13 protein-coding genes and 7 pseudogenes are annotated in these 15,775 nt (G+C 59.3%); 9 read left to right on the top strand and 11 right to left on the bottom strand.

The genetic code is table 11. The annotated features are described in order from the left end of the window. Positions 1–132 precede the first annotated feature (132 nt). Positions 133–375: a DUF982 domain-containing protein gene (locus ACVILI_RS33210; protein WP_038654839.1), complete on the bottom strand. Its 243-nt coding sequence runs from the start codon at positions 373–375 to the stop codon at positions 133–135. 412 nt (positions 376–787) lie between these two features. Here ACVILI_RS33210 and ACVILI_RS33205 point away from each other — a divergent pair, with 412 nt between their 5' ends. Together ACVILI_RS33205 and ACVILI_RS33200 are read left to right on the top strand one after the other, a co-directional pair. Further along, positions 788–1,981, top strand: coding sequence for a DUF932 domain-containing protein (locus tag ACVILI_RS33205; RefSeq protein WP_240565503.1), 1,194 nt, complete (start codon positions 788–790; stop codon positions 1,979–1,981). Between the two features lie 263 nt (positions 1,982–2,244). Beyond that, positions 2,245–2,487: pseudogene (locus tag ACVILI_RS33200) on the top strand (DNA-binding protein); the annotation flags it as partial. Positions 2,488–2,499: 12 nt separating this feature from the next. On the opposite strand, the gene ACVILI_RS33195 reads toward ACVILI_RS33200, so the two are convergent. After that, positions 2,500–3,723, bottom strand: coding sequence for an IS256 family transposase (locus ACVILI_RS33195; protein WP_038649879.1), 1,224 nt, complete (start codon positions 3,721–3,723; stop codon positions 2,500–2,502). Positions 3,724–3,788: 65 nt separating this feature from the next. Between ACVILI_RS33195 and ACVILI_RS33190 the strand changes: the two are divergent. From ACVILI_RS33190 to ACVILI_RS33180, 3 genes and pseudogenes are all read left to right on the top strand, one after another. After that, a pseudogene (locus ACVILI_RS33190) lies at positions 3,789–4,669 on the top strand (ParB/RepB/Spo0J family partition protein); the annotation flags it as partial. Between the two features lie 361 nt (positions 4,670–5,030). Further along, complete coding sequence (locus ACVILI_RS33185) at positions 5,031–5,423, top strand: hypothetical protein (protein WP_240565501.1); 393 nt, start codon at positions 5,031–5,033, stop codon at positions 5,421–5,423. Between the two features lie 132 nt (positions 5,424–5,555). After that, positions 5,556–5,933, top strand: a complete 378-nt coding sequence (locus ACVILI_RS33180) for a DUF1419 domain-containing protein (protein WP_240565500.1) — start codon at positions 5,556–5,558, stop codon at positions 5,931–5,933. 181 nt (positions 5,934–6,114) lie between these two features. On the opposite strand, the gene ACVILI_RS33175 is transcribed toward ACVILI_RS33180, so the two are convergent. Both ACVILI_RS33175 and ACVILI_RS33170 read right to left on the bottom strand, forming a co-directional pair. Next, the gene (locus ACVILI_RS33175; protein WP_038654851.1) at positions 6,115–6,510 is read right to left on the bottom strand and encodes a hypothetical protein; all 396 of its coding nucleotides are present in this window, start codon (positions 6,508–6,510) and stop codon (positions 6,115–6,117) included. 98 nt (positions 6,511–6,608) lie between these two features. Further along, positions 6,609–6,743: pseudogene (locus ACVILI_RS33170) on the bottom strand (IS256 family transposase); the annotation flags it as partial. Positions 6,744–6,814: 71 nt separating this feature from the next. On the opposite strand from ACVILI_RS33170, the gene ACVILI_RS33165 reads away from it, so the two are divergent. Both ACVILI_RS33165 and ACVILI_RS33160 read left to right on the top strand, forming a co-directional pair. After that, on the top strand, positions 6,815–7,513 hold the full coding sequence (locus tag ACVILI_RS33165) for an IS6 family transposase (RefSeq protein WP_457102804.1): 699 nt from the start codon (positions 6,815–6,817) through the stop codon (positions 7,511–7,513). A 55-nt stretch (positions 7,514–7,568) separates the two neighbouring features. Then, positions 7,569–8,135 (top strand): annotated as a pseudogene (locus ACVILI_RS33160) (IS6 family transposase); the annotation flags it as partial. A gap of 57 nt (positions 8,136–8,192) precedes the next feature. On the opposite strand, the pseudogene ACVILI_RS33155 reads toward ACVILI_RS33160, so the two are convergent. The 4 genes and pseudogenes from ACVILI_RS33155 to ACVILI_RS33140 all read right to left on the bottom strand — a co-directional run. Next, a pseudogene (locus ACVILI_RS33155) lies at positions 8,193–8,615 on the bottom strand (IS6 family transposase); the annotation flags it as partial. 597 nt (positions 8,616–9,212) lie between these two features. Beyond that, on the bottom strand, positions 9,213–9,779 hold the full coding sequence (locus tag ACVILI_RS33150) for a CpaD family pilus assembly lipoprotein (protein WP_084791842.1): 567 nt from the start codon (positions 9,777–9,779) through the stop codon (positions 9,213–9,215). A gap of 8 nt (positions 9,780–9,787) precedes the next feature. Then, a complete protein-coding gene (locus tag ACVILI_RS33145; protein WP_084791881.1) occupies positions 9,788–11,245 on the bottom strand; it encodes a type II and III secretion system protein family protein in 1,458 nt (485 codons plus the stop codon). A 41-nt stretch (positions 11,246–11,286) separates the two neighbouring features. Beyond that, positions 11,287–11,958, bottom strand: coding sequence for a winged helix-turn-helix domain-containing protein (locus ACVILI_RS33140; RefSeq protein WP_084791841.1), 672 nt, complete (start codon positions 11,956–11,958; stop codon positions 11,287–11,289). A 408-nt stretch (positions 11,959–12,366) separates the two neighbouring features. Between ACVILI_RS33140 and ACVILI_RS33135 the strand changes: the two are divergent. Then, positions 12,367–12,525: pseudogene (locus tag ACVILI_RS33135) on the top strand (transposase); the annotation flags it as partial. Positions 12,526–12,798: 273 nt separating this feature from the next. Here ACVILI_RS33135 and ACVILI_RS33130 read toward each other — a convergent pair. From ACVILI_RS33130 to ACVILI_RS33120, 3 genes are read right to left on the bottom strand one after another with little or no spacing between them, the layout of a single operon-like run. Next, entirely contained in the window at positions 12,799–13,497 is a 699-nt protein-coding gene (locus ACVILI_RS33130) for an IS6 family transposase (RefSeq protein WP_457102804.1), read from the bottom strand. Between the two features lie 45 nt (positions 13,498–13,542). Next, positions 13,543–13,839, bottom strand: a complete 297-nt coding sequence (locus ACVILI_RS33125) for a transposase (protein WP_457102793.1) — start codon at positions 13,837–13,839, stop codon at positions 13,543–13,545. After that, complete coding sequence (locus ACVILI_RS33120) at positions 13,737–14,273, bottom strand: IS5 family transposase (protein WP_457102792.1); 537 nt, start codon at positions 14,271–14,273, stop codon at positions 13,737–13,739. The genes ACVILI_RS33125 and ACVILI_RS33120 overlap by 103 nt, the downstream gene beginning before the upstream one ends. 66 nt (positions 14,274–14,339) lie before the next feature. Between ACVILI_RS33120 and ACVILI_RS33115 the strand changes: the two are divergent. Continuing rightward, a pseudogene (locus ACVILI_RS33115) lies at positions 14,340–15,684 on the top strand (IS1634 family transposase); the annotation flags it as partial. Positions 15,685–15,775 lie beyond the last annotated feature (91 nt).

The following is a 15,775-nucleotide window of genomic DNA, read 5'->3' as shown; positions in this document are numbered from 1 at the left end:
GTTTGTTTCCAACGATGGCAGTACTCGATCCTCTACTGCCGGCTCTAGAAATCCGGGTCACCGCCTCGCTGTTGTGAAGCTCTATTTTTCCCCACTGCTTTGGAAGCCATCGAGCCACTATCAATTTGGACCTCAGTCGCTGCGCAGGATTTTGGCTTCCAATGCCGCTGCAACGAAAGCCCGTCTCGCAACCGGCGTCTGAGCTTGACCGCGCAGAACCTGAAGACATGCATCCATAGCCAGTTTTCGCTTCGTCGTCTGATGAGGGAAACTCCGCAGGAGGATAGCGGCTGCGTCGTTCACGTCGAATATGACGCGCTCACGCTCCTGCCGGCCAACTTGTACCACCACGGGCCGGACGAACCTGCTCGACATGCCATTAGACTTTCAATTCCGACCATCAGGGTCTTCGCGTATCATTACGTTGGGTCAATTCATACATTTCTGGCTAGGGCCAGAACAGAACTGGCAATTGCCCAATCTCAAGACCAGTTGCCTCTCCAATTTCCGCAGGCTGTTACCTGCATCCGGAGGGGCCTCGGTCTTGTCGCGCAAGAAAGCCCAGCGGAATTCTGCCGCGTCCGGAAGGAGCGGCGCTGGGTCCAGGCTCTGGCTTTCCTGAAGGTCGAGCATTCCTTCCTGGTTGCAGGCCTTGAAGAGGCCGCTGCCGCGATAGCGACGCTTCTAGCGGAGCGCGGATGCCGGGAGAGGAAGAGGGCGGACGGGTTGCGGTGGCGGGTAAAGGTCCGGGAGAGAGTCTTCCGGCGCCCGCCGAGGAGCGACACCCATGACCCAGATGGAAATTCACACGCCCAAGCGCAACGAGCGTGCCGGTTACAAGGTCGACGTCAGCCGCGGCCAACGCATCGGCCGCGTGTCAGAATGGTTCAACCGACCAGCGGACGAGCGATACCTATCGCTCACCGACCTTCGGAATTCGGTGAAGAGCCGATCGGAGCGCAGCAAGACCCGCGTCGTCGAAAGTGAGCTGATCCGCGTCGAGGCCAGCCGCGACGACCCGGAGCGCCTACGGCTAATGCTACCCGATGCGCCTGCCCCAGTTGCCCCCACCCATTGGAGTTTCGGCCAACTCGCCAGCCTGGTCGGCGCGCCGGCCACCTATCTTCGCCAGCTTCCTGCTCCGCTCGCGGCGATTAATCTCCAGCACGGTCTCCTCAACCATCGCGCCGAGCAGGTGAAGACGCTGGAAATCCAGAACGGACGCCTCGAACTGCGAGCGGTAACGGGCCCTGATTACGGCAGAATATTCGACTCTGAGCTGGTGGACGCCGTGCAAAAGATCGCCGGCAACGGTACCGGCGACACGCGCTGGAAAGTACCCGGCGTGCTCGACTGGTCAACGGGAATATACAATCCGCACGTCGACATCTCCAGGGACACCACGACGCTCTACGCGTCTGACCGCGATGTCTTCGTGTTCCTCGTCGACGATCTGAACCCGATCGAGGCCGGGCGGTTGCCGAATGGGGAACCGGATCTCTATTTCCGCGGCTTCTACTGCTGGAATTCCGAAGTCGGAGCCCGCACCCTCGGGATCGCCAGCTTCTATCTGCGCGCAGTGTGCCAGAATCGAAATCTGTGGGGCGTGGAAGATCTCGAGGAAATCACCATCCGCCATTCAAAATACGCAGCCTCTCGTTTCGCCCTTGAGGCCGAGCCGGCCCTGATCCAGTTTGCCGATTCCTCGCCCATGCCGTTCGTCAACGGCATCAAGACAGCGCGGCAACGGATCGTCGCTCGGGACGACGACGATCGCCAGAGCTTCCTGCGCAAGCGCGGATTCTCCAAGTCTGAGACTGCAAAGATCATCGATACTGTTCTCATGGAGGAAGGCAGACCACCGGAATCGATCTTTGATTTCGTGCAGGGCATCACGAGGGTCGCACGCGACAAGCCGCATCAGGATGTCCGCCTGGAAATGGAGGGCAAAGCCAAGAGGCTTCTCGATTTCGCAGGCTGATCCTGCGGAGGCCGGCAGCGAAACTCTCGTTGCCGGCCTCGCCTACCGGCCGTCTCCATCGATCCCAGCGCGGTCCTCCGAGAGCCAAGAGGACGGCGCTTTTTTCGTGGGAGAACCCTGTGACGCCAACGTGCTGGAGGCCCCGCGGGTGGCACGATCGCGTCGAGATCCGCGAGCCGGGGCAGAGGGGGGAGGGGAGGGGTTCTGACGGGCTTGGAGGTTCGGGGAGAGGCCCCGGGCCGCCCGTCATGGAGAACCTGACCATGGCAAAGAACGCCATTGAGAAGATCGCGATGAACGCCGCGGAGAATATTCCCTACGACAAGCTGATGCTGTCGCAGAAGAATGTTCGGCGCATCAAGGACTGCGTGTCGATCGAGCAGCTGGCCGAAGACATCGGACGGCGAAAGCTGATCCAGAGCCTGAACGTCCGTCCGGTGCTCGACGGTGAAGGCGAGGAGACCGGCACGTTCGAGGGGGACTGTCAGGAATTCCGTGTGCGGGCGGGCTGTTGAACATTATGCAGCCATTGCCCTGATGAAGCGCTCGCCGAAGATGACAGCGAATTGGGCCTTGGCCATGGTCCACTCACGTGGCGGCATTTTCCACTCTTTCTCGGATCGGTTCAAGATCAGATAGAGCAGCTTGGTCGCCGCGTCGTCGCTGGGGAAATGGCCCCTGGCCCTGACAGCCCGTCGAAGTTTCGAGTTCAACGCCTCTATTGAGTTCGTCGTGTAAATGATCCGGCGGACGTCGTCAGGGAACGCGAAGAATGGAATGACCTCGGCCCAGGCGCGCCGCCAGCTCTGGCCGATGGCGGGATAGCGCAGGCCCCAGGGGCCGGCCTCGAACGCCGCCAGCGCCTTTTCGGCGGCATCGGCATCGACGGCGCGGTAGATTTCCTTGAGTGCGCCGGCGAGGCTCTTGCGATCTTTCCAGGACACGAAGTCCATCGAGTTGCGCAGCAGATGGACTATGCACGTCTGGACGATCGCCTCCGGGAACACAGCGGTGATCGCGTCCGGGAAGCCTTTCAGGCCATCGACGACGGCCAGAAGGATATCCTCCGTGCCGCGGTTCTTGAGCTCGTTCATCACCCGCAGCCAGAACTTGGCGCCTTCATTCTGCTCGAGCCACAGGCCCAGCACCTCCTTTGCACCATCGGCGCGCACGCCCAGTGCGATGTGGATGGCCTTGTTGCGGACCATCCCTTCATCGCGGATCTTGACCCGGATCGCATCGAAGAAGACCAGCGGGTAAATCGGATCGAGCGGCCTTTGCTGCCAGGTGGCGACTTCGTCGAGCACGGCGTCCGTCACCGTTGAGATCAGGTCCGCAGACACATCGATGCCGTACAGATCGCGCAGGTGCCCGGTGATCTCCCGGGTGCTCATGCCACGCGCGTACATCGACACGATCTTGTCATCAAAGCCGGGAAAACGGCGCTGGTACTTGGCGATCAGTTGCGGATCGAAACTCGACTGGCGGTCACGCGGAACATCGATCTCCAGCTTGCCGGTCTCGGTCGTCACCGTCTTGCGGCCATAACCGTTGCGCGTGTTGCCAGCGTCTTCGCCGCTCGCCAGATGATGGTCCATCTCCGCGTTCAGCGCGCGCTCGGTCAGAGCCTTCTTGAGCGTATCCAGCAGGCCGCCCTGTTCGAAGGCAGCACTGGCTGCCCCGCCTGCCAGAAGCTGGTCGAGAAGATCATTCGGTATCGCAGGTTCTTTGCGTCGGGTCATAGTGGGAATCCTTTTTACCCATTATGCCCGCCCGCACACGGAATTCCTGACAGTCCCCGTTCGAGGTGCCCGCCGGCGGCCGGCGCTACCTCGCGCTCGGCATCCTGATCAAGCAAAAGCGCCTGGCCAAGAACGAGCCAATCCCCTGCATCGTCAACCGCGGGCAGGAGACCTCGGCCGAGGAGGATTCGCTTGCCGAAAACCTGCGGCGCGCCGACCTACACCCGCTCGACCAGTTTCGGGCCTTCAAGACGCTGAGCGATCAGGGCCTTGATCCCGACGAGATTGGCGCCCGCTTCTTCGTATCGCCGGCGACGGTGAGGCGGCGCCTGCGGCTGGCCTCGATATCACCGAAACTTCTCGATCTCTACGAGAAGGACGAAATCCGGCTCGAACAGCTCATGGCGTTTTCGATCTCGGACGATCACGCGCGCCAGGAACAGGTCTGGGAGCGGATTTCCAGCTCGCACACGCAGGAACCATACTACATCAGGCGCCTGCTGACGGAGACGACGGTGCAGGCCGATGATCGCCGGGCCGTCTATGTCGGCGCCGAAGCCTATGAGGCAGCTGGCGGCATCATCCTTCGCGACCTGTTCGAACAGGATTCCGGCGGCTGGTTCCAGGATGCCGCACTTCTCGAGCAGCTTGTCTTCGACAGGCTGAAGGTGGATGCCGAGGCGATAGCGCCGAAGGCTGGAAATGGGTCGAGGCGGCGATCAGCTTTCCTTACGGCCACACCGCTGGAATGCAGCGCATCTACGCCGAGGCGCAGGAACTCAGCGCCGAGGAGATCGAACGCTACGACGCGCTGAAGGCCGAATATGACAAGCTGGATGCGGACTATGCCAAGGCCGAGGATGCCGACGAAGCAATCGAGGCGAAGCTCGACCAGCTGGGAGCCGAGCTCGATGCGATCGATGATCGCCCTCAAAGCTACGATCCCACCATGGCCCGTGAAGCCGCACGTCTTCTCGAAGGATCGAACTGGCTGCCCGAGCCGCTGCGCCTTGAGGCCGATGGAGTGGATGCTGGTGACGCGGTGGCCGACGACAAGTCGGACGAGGCGCCTCTCGACGGCGATGCCGGCGAGCTGCCGGCCTTCCTCGCCGACGATTTGGCTCCGCCCTCCGATAAGCCGGTGACCATCGACAGCGACGAAACGGACCAGCTGCAGGCTGCCGAATAATTAGGCGCCCGCTCCGCACGGGTCCGGCACCTCCGCGGGACCCGTTCGAGTTGCAACTCACTCTCAAGCCCGGGATCGCCACAGCAATCCCGGGCGCTTTCGTTTCATGGAGATTCACATGTTCGATTGGAAAAGAAGCTGCTCCTATGACGAGCAGCAGAAGAGACGTTTCCACACGACAGCCCGTTCACGGCTGAAGAAACTGGCCGCCGAACTTGCCCTGCTACCAGGCAGCTTTGATCTGCGCTCAAACAGGGCGGGCATCGCCGTTTCCGGTGAAATTACCCTGCACCATGACCGCGCCTACATTCAGGTCGGCCAGTTCGGCTTGTCCTCAGATCACGGCATCCTGATCCGTACCTGCAAGGGCCGCAAAGACTACACCGGCGGGTCCAACCACTTCGTTGCGCTCGGCATGCTCGACGACATCCCGGCGCTCGCCGCCGCCGTCCGTGCCATCACCGGGGTTGGTAAAGACACTTCGCGTTCCTCCGAACGACGCGCCGCCTGAACTCCTGCAAACCCGTCATCGCCGGTGCACACGCCGGCCACAGGCTCGGCCAGTCGTCAGCCACAACACCGCCAAGCAGTTGCCACGATGCGGCTCATGCCGCGCGTGGCTGACCTTCGTTTAGGAGAACCCATGGCCGCACATCCACCGTTCAGGAAGGTGCTCGACGGCGTCGCCACCCGCGAGCAGATGTTCCAACTGTTCAGCCGCCACAAAGACACGCCCGGCATCGATCCGCTTTCCGGCACACCCTATTCAGGCGAGTGGTTCCAGATACCCGCGTCAGAATACCACTTCATGCTCGATTTGCTGCCGCCGCTCTTCATGCGCACCGGCATGTTCGGCATGTCAGAGTTCAGGGCCGGTAACGTGACCAGCGTATTCTTCGCTATCCTGATCCGAGGCCGCGAATGCTGGTTTCACGGCTTTTGCGACCTCACGGATCGGCAGTCTCCAGACAAGATGCGAGCCGCCATTATCGCCCACGAGACCGGCGCGAGCACAACATGACTCGCGAGCAAAAGCTTGAGGCGATCTGGAACATAACTCCTGTCGAAGGGAGGCGACGATAGAGGTTGTCCCTGAGAGCGCCGCTCGGAAGCGAAACGTCCCTACAGCATGGTCCATCTTCTCCGCTGAAATGGGCACGTCGGACTGGCTCGACGATATGATCGCCGAACAATACGTCGGATCAGGACCTGCCGCGCGGGATGTATCCGGCATTGCGTAAGGCGCCGATGAAGAGGCTGGCCGGGCCGGCGATACTCGTCCTGGCCTGCATCGGTAGCGGCAGAGTGTTCCAGTCCTCCAAGGGAGCGATAAAACTGGAGAAAGTGCCATTGACCATCCAATGGCTGATCGCCGAGCCCTGCTTGTCCAGCGCCAGAATGCCTGTCTGGTTGCTTGGATATCGGACGGCGGCGATCCGCTGCATTTCCACGTCGCCATCGATGCGTAAATCAAAAAGCAGGGCGCCGTGGCTTCTGTTGGCAATTTCTGCGACTTTTTCCGCGAATCCAAGAGGAAGCGCACGAACGCTTTCGACCGCCATCCCGAAAACAATCGCGTCCAGCTCATCTGCCGCCATGAGAAGATTTGCTCCCAAGAAAATCAGGATTGCAATCGATGCAGTAGGTTGTGCACAGTCATCGGAGAGCTATGCTGGAATTTGGGTGACGAGGCTGATCAAGCGGCGCTCTGCGGCTTCAATTCGATGACCTCGATTCCATCTTGGAATCTGGCACCTGCGATGAGTTTCGGCAACTGATTTTGTCCTTTCAATCGTCGCCATGTCCTGGCGGCGGCCATGACCAGTTTGAAGGGCTCTGTCGCAAACCTTTCGGTAAGCGGACTATGACATGGAACGCCCCTCAGCTTTGGAGGAGTACGTGATGTTCAAGGGCCGCCATTTCGACCAGTCGGTGATCCTGCTGTGCGTACGGTGGTACTTGGCCTACAAGCTCAGCCTCCGCGATCTGGAAGAGATGATGGCCGAGCGCGGCTTGAACGTCGATCATTCCACCGTGCATCGCTGGGTCGTGCACTTCTCGCCGCAGCTGCTGGAGCGCTTCAACCGGCGCAAGCGCACCGTCACCGGGAAGTGGCACATGGACGAGACCTACATCAAGGTGCACGGCAAGTGGATGTATCTCTACCGCGCCATCGACAGCGTCGGCGACACGGTCGAGTTCTTCTTCAGCGAAAACCGTGACCTGCCGGCAGCCAAACGCTTCTTCCGCAAGGCCTTTGAGCGCCATGGCCGGCCGGATCGCATCGTCATCGACGGCAGCCAGACAAATCACGAGGCGATCCTTTCCTGCGATGCTGAAAGCCGTTTGCGCGATCGATCGCGGCGATCGCTGAAGCCGATCCGCACCCGCCAAAGCCAGTACCTCAACAATCGCATTGAGCAGGATCATCGACGGATCAAGTGCCGCATCAGCTCCATGCTCGGCTTCAAGGCGAAGGCGACCGCCGAAATTATCCTGTCTGGCATCGAGATGATCCACATGATGCGCAAACGGCAGGCGAGGTATGCCTACAATCCCAGCCCCTCAATCGCCGAGCAGTTCGCCATCCTCACGGCATAGAACGCCGACCCGGATTCCTGCCATCCTTTGTCCCGTTTCGATCTTTGCGACAGAACCGCATCGCTGGGTCGTGCACTTCTCGCCGCAGCTGCTGGAGCGCTTCAACCGGCGCAAGCGCACCGTCACCGGGAAGTGGCACATGGACGAGACCTACATCAAGGTGCACGGCAAGTGGATGTATCTCTACCGCGCCATCGACAGCGTCGGCGACACGGTCGAGTTCTTCTTCAGCGAAAACCGTGACCTGCCGGCAGCCAAACGCTTCTTCCGCAAGGCCTTTGAGCGCCATGGCCGGCCGGATCGCATCGTCATCGACGGCAGCCAGACAAATCACGAGGCGATCCTTTCCTGCGATGCTGAAAGCCGTTTGCGGGATCGATCGCGGCGATCGCTGAAGCCGATCCGCACCCGCCAAAGCCAGTACCTCAACAATCGCATTGAGCAGGATCATCGACGGATCAAGTGCCGCATCAGCTCCATGCTCGGCTTCAAGGCGAAGGCGACCGCCGAAATTATCCTGTCTGGCATCGAGATGATCCACATGATGCGCAAACGGCAGGCGAGGTATGCCTACAATCCCAGCCCCTCAATCGCCGAGCAGTTCGCCATCCTCACGGCATAGAACGCCGACCCGGATTCCTGCCATCCTTTGTCCCGTTTCGATCTTTGCGACAGAACCAAGGATCGCCTCGTGATTTGTCTGGCTGCCGTCGATGACGATGCGATCCGGCCGGCCATGGCGCTCAAAGGCCTTGCGGAAGAAGCGTTTGGCTGCCGGCAGGTCACGGTTTTCGCTGAAGAAGAACTCGACCGTGTCGCCGACGCTGTCGATGGCGCGGTAGAGATACATCCACTTGCCGTGCACCTTGATGTAGGTCTCGTCCATGTGCCACTTCCCGGTGACGGTGCGCTTGCGCCGGTTGAAGCGCTCCAGCAGCTGCGGCGAGAAGTGCACGACCCAGCGATGCACGGTGGAATGATCGACGTTCAAGCCGCGCTCGGCCATCATCTCTTCCAGATCGCGGAGGCTGAGCTTGTAGGCCAAGTACCACCGTACGCACAGCAGGATCACCGACTGGTCGAAATGGCGGCCCTTGAACATCACGTACTCCTCCAAAGCTGAGGGGCGTTCCATGTCATAGTCCGCTTACCGAAAGGTTTGCGACAGAGCCTCCGGCGTGGGCGGCTGCTCATTCGTCATTCTCCTGTTCCGGCACTCATGCCGATCTCAGGCAGAAATTCCACTTATCACTCTGTCCAATTTTGCCGAGCCACCTCTTAACGTGGTCGTTGCGCTCGTCAATAAGCTGGCCCAGATCGCTTGAGCCGTAATGTCGAACCAGAGCCCTTACGAAGCCGCAATGGCCTCGAAGGGATAACGAGCTTGGTTGAGCGGGAGCGTCCCGGCTACTGCTTGGCCGCATGAAGTTTGCGGGAGGATGTACACAGAGAAGGCCCAACGGTTGATCGGCGTTCGGCAAACCTGTAGGCAGGCAGCGGCCCTTTCGAGGGCGGGTATCTTTTAGGAGCCGGGCGTGCGAATCTCCATCTGGCAGGGCGCCAAGGCGCTGAGGCCGGATACATTGGTGAAGACCGGGTGTGCCCTCTTTAACATTCCGCTTGCAGACGGGGCGGGCCATACATTGCCGAACCTGTATAGTGACGCTCAACACCGCATGATGTTCTGGCCCGCTGCAAGTCAGCGACCTTTGCTGGCGCCGACCGACCTGTATGTTGCAACTGGTATGGCCGCACGTTCGCCATCGCCCGGCTCGACAGACGTGTTGCCGAGCAAATCGCGCGGATCGTTAACCATCGCAGCTAGGCTACGTCGTGTCGAACAGCCCAGTGTCTCTTCGAAGAATTTGTCACCTAGTAAAGTACCAGCGTACGATGGACAGGCCGGTGGGAGGGCATAATACACAATCGCTTCTACTTGGACAGCCCGTCCGTCAATTCGATGGAGCAAATGGATTTTGTAAGTGTCAATACCCATCTGCCTGGCCTGATGAACTACCTCTGCGCTGAGCCGGGGCGAACCCCAGATATGGAGATGAAGGGCATCGCGCCGGCCGCGACTAGTCCCTTCAAGGAAAACACGCAAACGCCGCCGTTCGGAAGCGCGAAGACTCTGTAATGTCAAGACGGTCGTTTCCGATCGGACAAGGATTGGCGCTGACGGCTCGACATAGATCGGCGCAGTGTTTGTGCAGCCACTTGCGCTGACTATCAGGGTGATAAGGAGAACTTTGATCCGCGAAACCATTCAATCACCTATTCAATTATGAAGCCGCGACCGCGCTTGGCCCCTGCCGCGTCAGCGTGGGCGGCTGCGTGGCCTCGCGGCGCAATTGCCCGCGTATTCGTCGGAGCACCGTCCAAAGCTGGCGCCATTTGGTCCGTCGGCGCGCTCATCTGCTTGGGGCTGGAGCTGGGCCTTACGATGTAAGGCGTAACCAGAATTATCAGTTCTGATTCCTCCTTTTGAAACGAGGAGGATCGAAACAGGGCTCCAAGGACCGGAATCTTGCCGAGAAAGGGAAAGGCATTGACGTTATTATTGACATTGCGCCTGATGAGACCGCCAATTGCAAAGCTCTGCCCGCTGGCAAGTTCGACGACTGTGTCGGCCCGGCGTGTGGAAACTGCCGGTACGGAGATACCTTGGATTTGAACCGCACCTTGGGACGTCAGTTCGCTGACTTCCGGCTTTACGTGAATGTTGATTCGATTATTGCTGAGAACGGTCGGCAGGAATTCCAAGCTTACGCCGAAGTGACGGAAGTCAACCGAAACTTGCCCGTTCTCCCGCAAAACAGGGATGGGAAATTCTCCGCCGGCGAGAAAGCTGGCAGTTTCACCGGACATCGCGGTGAGATTCGGCTCGGCCAGAACGGAAGCAATGTGCTCTTTGGCGAGCGCGTCCAGAACTGCGCCGATGTTGACCGCACCATTGTTGAATCCGATTTCTGCTGTCCCGCCACCCTGCGCTGCACCAAAGCCGGCCCCTTCCCCACTTAACAAACCCACTCTGAAATTATCGATTTGACCAAAGGCGGACAGATTCACACCGAGTGCCTTCATAGCGCTGCGGGAGACCTCCGCTACCCTTACACTCAGATTCACTTGTAACGACCCCGCAACCTTGATGTTATTGACGACTTGTGCACCGTCACCGAGATATTGCTCTGTGACTCTTTTTGCTTTGTCGGCAAGTTCCGCATTGCGAGCTGTGCCGCTAAGGATTGCGCCCCGCGGTGTATAGCTCACTTGGATTGAAGAGTCGCCAACCTGGTCGCTCAGCATGGCACGCAGTTCCTCAATGGGTTGCGTGACGACAATACGCAACGCGGCCAGAGCCTCGCCTTTGTCATCCAGCGCAAATAGGCTTGTCCGCCCCGTTTTCTTCCCAAATACGAAGATGGTTGTGCTCGAGGCTGCCTGATAGTCCGCGATCGTCGGGTCAGCCACAAAGATGGTCCTGGCCGGTGCGGGCAAATGGACGGTCTTGCCGAGCGAAGAGGAAAGGTTCAGCGTGCCATCGATACCGTTGGAAGCTGGGCGCTGCGCAACTTTGTCCTCGATGCCCTGGGCCAGGACAGGAACTGGATATGAAAGAAGGAGCGCGCAGAGGAGCAGGCCCAAGTGAGGAGAAGCGGTAGGAGGTATAGGGCCGACAACGGGCGGCTGTCGCAGAGGGGTGTCAGGATAATCAGTTGGAATGATTTTCAAGGCGGTCTTCTCTTTCAATTCGGCCAACGACGGATGTCGCGTTATTCACATTCGAGAACATAACCAATGCCGCGCACGGTTGTTATCCGTGGCGTTGCGCCGGATCTACACAGATATCTACGTAAACGATAGATTCCGACTTCAAGAGCGTTGGCAGATACTTCATCGTTGAATGAATACAGGTGATCTTCCAACTGGGCGCGTGGCACGATTCGGCCTGCGCGATTGAGCAGATGCTCTAGGATACATAATTCACGGCGTGCGACCGTCACCGGGAAACCGGCAACGCAGACCTGTCGGCCGATCGGATCGAAATGGAGATTGCCAAATGCAATGATGGGGTCGGTCATCTGTGTCGATCGTCGCAGAACGGCTCTCATTCTGGCAATGAGCTCATCGGTCGAGACGGGCTTAAGAAGAAAGTCGTCCGCGCCACCGTTGAAAATCGCAATTCGCTTCTCAAGATCGTCGACGTTGCTCAAAACGAGAGCTGGAACTGAATGTCCGTCACTCCTTAGTTGTTTCAGCCAATCCAGGCCGTCGCCATCTGGCAGAGCCAACTCCAGCAGGAGAATTTCATATCTAGCGCAAGATAATGCACTCGATGCGAGTTCCAGTGTGCGAACGACATCAACGGCGAAACCGCTAGCCCCAAGTGCAACTTCCACGGCTCGTGTAAGACCCACATGGTGGTCAACCAATAGCGTTCGCATTTCATCTCCGATCAATGTAGGATGGGTCGCCGGGACTGCTGAGTGGGCAGCACAATTCGCGCAACTCGTCGCAGTCTTCGTGATTCTCTTTGGGAAGACGAATCGGAGGAGCATGCGAACTGTCGGCCTGCGCTAGGCGGATACCAGCCAACATGCCCGCGAACTTGCCTGGAATTTGTCTCGGATCGTTCTCCCTTTTTGCCGCGGCCTTGGCCAAGCCTGCGTTGCCCTCCCCGATACACGAGGATCCCAACGGTTAGCTTTCCAAAAGCACATTCAACAAATCAATTCTTCGGATAATAAACATCCATGTCATGGATGAGAGAGGTGGCTCGGCAAAATTGGACAGAGTGATAAGTGGAATTTCTGCCTGAGATCGGCATGAGTGCCGGAACAGGAGAATGACGAATGATCAGACGACCACGCCGGAACCACAGCCCGGCTTTCAAGGCGAAAGTTGCGCTTGCGGCGATCAAGGGAGAAAAGACGCTGGCCGAGCTGGCGCAGCAATATGATGTGCATGCGAACCAGATCACGGATTGGCGAAAGCAGCTTCTGGAAGGGGCCTCGAACGAGCCCTGTTGCATGGATCAGACTTTGGACGAGGCAACCCTATCCACTGCATTTTTCATGCAACGCGCTCGAACTTGGGCCGGCCAAGTTCTGTCATCCGGTTAAGAACACGGACGCCAATCTTCGCTTCAGTCTTCTGATTGTCAAAATGTCGCGCTTTGAGTTTGGGCCCGATCACAGCCTTCCATCGACCCATCTGGGTCTCAGCGCGGTTCTGTCGCAAAGATCGAAACGGGACAAAGGATGGCAGGAATCCGGGTCGGCGTTCTATGCCGTGAGGATGGCGAACTGCTCGGCGATTGAGGGGCTGGGATTGTAGGCATACCTCGCCTGCCGTTTGCGCATCATGTGGATCATCTCGATGCCAGACAGGATAATTTCGGCGGTCGCCTTCGCCTTGAAGCCGAGCATGGAGCTGATGCGGCACTTGATCCGTCGATGATCCTGCTCAATGCGATTGTTGAGGTACTGGCTTTGGCGGGTGCGGATCGGCTTCAGCGATCGCCGCGATCGATCGCGCAAACGGCTTTCAGCATCGCAGGAAAGGATCGCCTCGTGATTTGTCTGGCTGCCGTCGATGACGATGCGATCCGGCCGGCCATGGCGCTCAAAGGCCTTGCGGAAGAAGCGTTTGGCTGCCGGCAGGTCACGGTTTTCGCTGAAGAAGAACTCGACCGTGTCGCCGACGCTGTCGATGGCGCGGTAGAGATACATCCACTTGCCGTGCACCTTGATGTAGGTCTCGTCCATGTGCCACTTCCCGGTGACGGTGCGCTTGCGCCGGTTGAAGCGCTCCAGCAGCTGCGGCGAGAAGTGCACGACCCAGCGATGCACGGTGGAATGATCGACGTTCAAGCCGCGCTCGGCCATCATCTCTTCCAGATCGCGGAGGCTGAGCTTGTAGGCCAAGTACCACCGTACGCACAGCAGGATCACCGACTGGTCGAAATGGCGGCCCTTGAACATCACGTACTCCTCCAAAGCTGAGGGGCGTTCCATGTCATAGTCCGCTTACCGAAAGGTTTGCGACAGAGCCGTCTTGGGAGGTGGGATAATGACCTCCACGATCTCACCAAAGCGTGTCGCCAGAAGATCTCGGGTTGGCGTTCCATCATAGGCGCCGTCGGCAATGAACTTCTCGACGGGGCCACCGATCTGGTCCAGAAGTCCTGGTAACGCTGTCGGATCGCCGACATCATCCACGGTCAGATCGGAACAAACAATCTCACCACTGACAAGATTGAGACCAAGGTGCAGTTTGCGCCATCTTTTGCGTTTGCCCTTGGTTTGTGCTTGTTTTCCAGCCACTCACCCTCGCCGAAGACCTTCAAGCCGGTGCTGTCGACAACCAGATGGACCGGACCTGATGTTGTGGCTCGGGACTTTGTCGACGGCAACGCCAGCCCTTTGCTCCGGCGAGACAGGGTGGAGAAGTCAGGCACGGCAATATCGAACCCCATCAGCGCCGCGACACTGCGCATCAAGCCTTGGGTCTGGCGTAGCGCCAGCCCGTAGACGACGCGCAGGGTCAAGCACAACGTAATCGCCAGATCCGAGTATTTCGGCTGACCACCCCGCGATGTCCGCCTCCGCGCCGTCCATAAAGACAGGGCCTCATCCTTCACCCAGATGGTCAAATCACCACGTTGACGCAGGCTTTCATTATATGCCGGCCAATTCGTCACTCGATATTTCTGCTTGGCAATCTTGTCCCGCCGATCGGCATTGAACTTGTGCGGCATCGTCGAAATCCGGATCAGGAGACTGAAAACCACCGCTCAATATCAGTCGCCGGGTGATCCACGCAACAACGCCTGCTGGAAGGGCGCCAGTTCGGCTTTGCGGTGGAACGGGCGGTGTTCATTGGCACGTTGCATCGGCTGTTCGTGTCGGGCTCGGACCGCGACTGCGCGAACTGGATGGCCGATTATGGTATCGAGGGCGCCGAGGGTCTGGCGCTCCATCACTTTTACCGGGCCATGGCGTGGCTGGGCGAGGAACGCGGCGAAAAGGCGCAAGGCGCGCTGGTGGCGCGCTGCGTGAAAGACGTGATCGAGGAAAAGCTCTTCGCGCGCCGGCAGGACCTGTTCACCGACCTCAGCCTTGTGTTCATGGACACAACCTCGTTATCCTTCTACGGCGCGGGCGGCGAGACGCTGGGCAAGCGCGGGCATTCCAAGGACTTCCGCCCCGATCTGGCGCAAATGATCCTGGCGCTGGTCGTTGATGGCGAGGGCCGGCCGATCTGCACCGAGATGGTGCCTGGCAACACCGCTGACGTGACCGTCCTGTTGCCGGTGGTCGATCGGCTGCGAACGCGCTTCGGCGTCACACGCGCCTGCGTTGTCGCCGATCGCGGCATGATCAGCGCCGATACCATCGCCGCGCTCGAAAAGCTGGGCATGGAATACATTCTGGGGGCCCGCGAACGCTCGAGCAGCGTGATCCACAACGTCGTGCTCAATGACACGGCGCCGATGGTTCCGCTCGTTCTCGAGCGCCAGCGCGGTGAAACTCAGTTGTGGGTCAAAGAGGTCAAGTTCGGTAAAGACCGCTACATCGTCAGCCGCAATGACGCCGAGGCCGAGAAGGACAAGGCCGACCGCCAGGCGATCATCGCCGGCCTCGAGGCACAGCTCAAGAAGGGCGACAAGGCACTGGTCGGCAACTCGGCCTACCGGCGTTACCTCAAGGCCGGCGGCAAGAACTTCAAGATCGATGTCGGCAAGCTTGCCGAGGAAGCCCGCTACGACGGTATCACCGTGGTGCGGACCAACGCGAAGGTGACCCCGCTCCAGGCCGTGCTGCGGTATCGCGATTTGCTCGAGGTCGAGAGCCTGTTCCGCGCCGCCAAGGCAACCTTCAATACCCGGCCGATCTTCCACCAATCCGATGCCGCCATCCGCGGGCATGTGTTCTGCTCGTTTCCTGGCGCTCGTGCTCAGCAAGGAACTGCGCCGCCTCTGCCGGGCCAAAGGCCTGACGCCCGAATGGCAGCCGCTCCTACGCGATCTCGATCGCCTCCAGGAAGCCACCATCGAAAAGGATGGTCGCATCGTCACAACCAGAACTCACGTCACCGGCCAAGTGGGCAACGTCTTCAAGGCAGCTGGCATCGCTCTGCCACACAACCTCGACGAACAACTCGCCTGAGATCCCCCCAAAATGTAGTGGTAACACGCGCCGGCGCGCGCCTAACATGCTGACTTAATGACATATTCTCACAGGCGGTGTTTAAGTCGGG

Source organism: Mesorhizobium sp. USDA 4775 (assembly GCF_054062655.1).
This window is presented reverse-complemented; position numbering and strand designations above follow the sequence as displayed.

Excerpts from the sequence above, each read along its gene's own strand:
- ACVILI_RS33130 (WP_457102804.1), bottom strand. The coding sequence starts at position 13,497 with ATGTTCAAGGGCCGCCATTTCGACCAGTCGGTGATCCTGCTGTGCGTA.
- ACVILI_RS33180 (WP_240565500.1), top strand. The coding sequence starts at position 5,556 with ATGGCCGCACATCCACCGTTCAGGAAGGTGCTCGACGGCGTCGCCACC.
- ACVILI_RS33210 (WP_038654839.1), bottom strand. The coding sequence starts at position 375 with ATGTCGAGCAGGTTCGTCCGGCCCGTGGTGGTACAAGTTGGCCGGCAG.
- ACVILI_RS33185 (WP_240565501.1), top strand. The coding sequence starts at position 5,031 with ATGTTCGATTGGAAAAGAAGCTGCTCCTATGACGAGCAGCAGAAGAGA.
- ACVILI_RS33195 (WP_038649879.1), bottom strand. The coding sequence starts at position 3,723 with ATGACCCGACGCAAAGAACCTGCGATACCGAATGATCTTCTCGACCAG.
- ACVILI_RS33205 (WP_240565503.1), top strand. The coding sequence starts at position 788 with ATGACCCAGATGGAAATTCACACGCCCAAGCGCAACGAGCGTGCCGGT.
- ACVILI_RS33175 (WP_038654851.1), bottom strand. The coding sequence starts at position 6,510 with ATGGCGGCAGATGAGCTGGACGCGATTGTTTTCGGGATGGCGGTCGAA.
- ACVILI_RS33150 (WP_084791842.1), bottom strand. The coding sequence starts at position 9,779 with ATGGTTTCGCGGATCAAAGTTCTCCTTATCACCCTGATAGTCAGCGCA.
- ACVILI_RS33165 (WP_457102804.1), top strand. The coding sequence starts at position 6,815 with ATGTTCAAGGGCCGCCATTTCGACCAGTCGGTGATCCTGCTGTGCGTA.
- ACVILI_RS33120 (WP_457102792.1), bottom strand. The coding sequence starts at position 14,273 with ATGCCGCACAAGTTCAATGCCGATCGGCGGGACAAGATTGCCAAGCAG.
- ACVILI_RS33140 (WP_084791841.1), bottom strand. The coding sequence starts at position 11,958 with ATGCGAACGCTATTGGTTGACCACCATGTGGGTCTTACACGAGCCGTG.